The following is a 1,596-nucleotide window of genomic DNA, read 5'->3' as shown; positions in this document are numbered from 1 at the left end:
CCATATCGCTGTGCTTGTAACGGTAACGTTGCGCCTTACACAAACGCACACCATCAATAATAGAAGCGTGGTTCAATTCATCAGAGATAATTGCATCTTCTGCTGTGAACAATGGTTCAAAAACACCTCCGTTTGCATCAAATGCAGCTGCGTACAAAATAGTATCTTCCGTTCCGTAGAAATCAGCAATACGACCTTCTAATTCTTTGTGAATATCTTGCGTACCACAAATAAAACGAACAGATGACATACCAAAACCGTGTGTATCTAATGCATCTTTAGAGGCTTGGATAACTTCTGGGTGAGACGACAAACCAAGGTAGTTGTTGGCACACATAATCACTACATCTTCTCCCGTGCTTACGTGTACTTCTGCACCTTGAGGCGTAGTAATGATACGTTCTCTTTTAAATAAACCGTTTTCTTCTATAGCTTTTAACTCACTTGCTAAGTGATCTTGTATTTTTCCGTACATAATTTCCTGTTTTCAGAGGCACGAAGATAATTAAAAATTAGGGGAAAGGCAATCTAATACACAGGGGCTTTTAGCTTGTGAAAAAGTAGTTCATTATCTTCCTCAGATAGTTGATGTGTCCACCCCAAGAAATAAGCATTGATAGAATCAACCTCTAACTTATTTATATCCTTGTATGACTCTAACATTATAGATGCTGGATATTTTTCTGCAATTTCATCGAACTTAAAAAAGGAATATTCTTGCGTTGCATACAAATCAACGGCTCCAAACAAGTGTAAAAATTCATGTGCTATTACCGCAACGCTTTTACCTTCTATAATGGCAAATTCAACGTTATGATCAATTGCCGTATTCCACGCCCTTCCGAGTACATCTTCGTAATAGGCATTCATGAAATACATGTGGGCGATATTTTCAAAATCATATTTATCGCGCAACACGGCGTTAAAACTTTGCAAATCTTTAACCCTTACATAACTTGCCAAACTTCTATTTACGGCCGCTCTATTCGCTCTTCCCATATATTTAGCAATACCGTCCGACCAATTCATGTAATCTTTATACTTTAAAACTCCAGACTTATAAAAAGCTTTGTCGTAATGTTCAAAGCACACCTTTGCACTTTTCTCCTTTATGCTTTTTCTTTTAAATTGATCATGATTAATCAACTTAATTTTCAAGGGTACGCCATAATTCGCGGCTTGATTTTCTACCCAATCTATCGCCTTTCTAATAGAATCTTGTGTACTCGCTAAATCAAAATCCGTATAGGGGTGATGCTTTTCTACATCGATGAAAGCTGCATATAAAATCACTGAATCTTTCAATAAACCGCATACATTTTTGTCTCGTGTATTCGGAATCTTTTCCATTTCTTGATAAACAAAAGTAGGCTCAATGGTAATACAGGCAGTTAAAACAAAGACCAATAATAGAGGTAGTAATTTCATAGGGGGTATATTTGATGCTATAACCCCTAAAGTAATATTTTGTTACAAATACTTACTCCCCTCTCTTCTTGCCAAGGTTGAAAAATCATGTTCCGCCAAAAAGGCTTTTACGGCTTCTGGATTGTACTTAGAATATTGACGCAAACTCCAACCTATGGCTTTTTGAAT

3 protein-coding genes are annotated in these 1,596 nt (G+C 36.8%); all 3 read right to left on the bottom strand.

Annotated features, from left to right (window positions below):
* The coding region (locus R3333_RS14545; protein WP_318959483.1) for an aminotransferase class I/II-fold pyridoxal phosphate-dependent enzyme at positions 1 to 475 on the bottom strand (475 nt) is incomplete at its 3' end.
* Between the two features lie 53 nt (positions 476 to 528).
* Positions 529 to 1,428: a hypothetical protein gene (locus R3333_RS14540; protein ID WP_318959482.1), complete on the bottom strand. Its 900-nt coding sequence runs from the start codon at positions 1,426 to 1,428 to the stop codon at positions 529 to 531.
* Between the two features lie 42 nt (positions 1,429 to 1,470).
* Positions 1,471 to 1,584 carry a DNA alkylation repair protein gene (locus tag R3333_RS14700; RefSeq protein ID WP_413468693.1) on the bottom strand — a complete coding sequence of 38 codons (114 nt, stop codon included), beginning with the start codon at positions 1,582 to 1,584 and terminating at the stop codon, positions 1,471 to 1,473.
* Between the last annotated feature and the right edge of the window lie 12 nt (positions 1,585 to 1,596).

It is taken from the genome of Lishizhenia sp., assembly GCF_033720595.1.
Taxonomy (GTDB): Bacteria; Bacteroidota; Bacteroidia; order Flavobacteriales_D; family Crocinitomicaceae; genus Lishizhenia.
Note: the sequence above shows the minus strand (reverse complement) of the source record. Positions and strands in the feature narration are given on the sequence as shown.

Excerpts from the sequence above, each read along its gene's own strand:
- R3333_RS14540 (WP_318959482.1), bottom strand. The coding sequence starts at position 1,428 with ATGAAATTACTACCTCTATTATTGGTCTTTGTTTTAACTGCCTGTATT.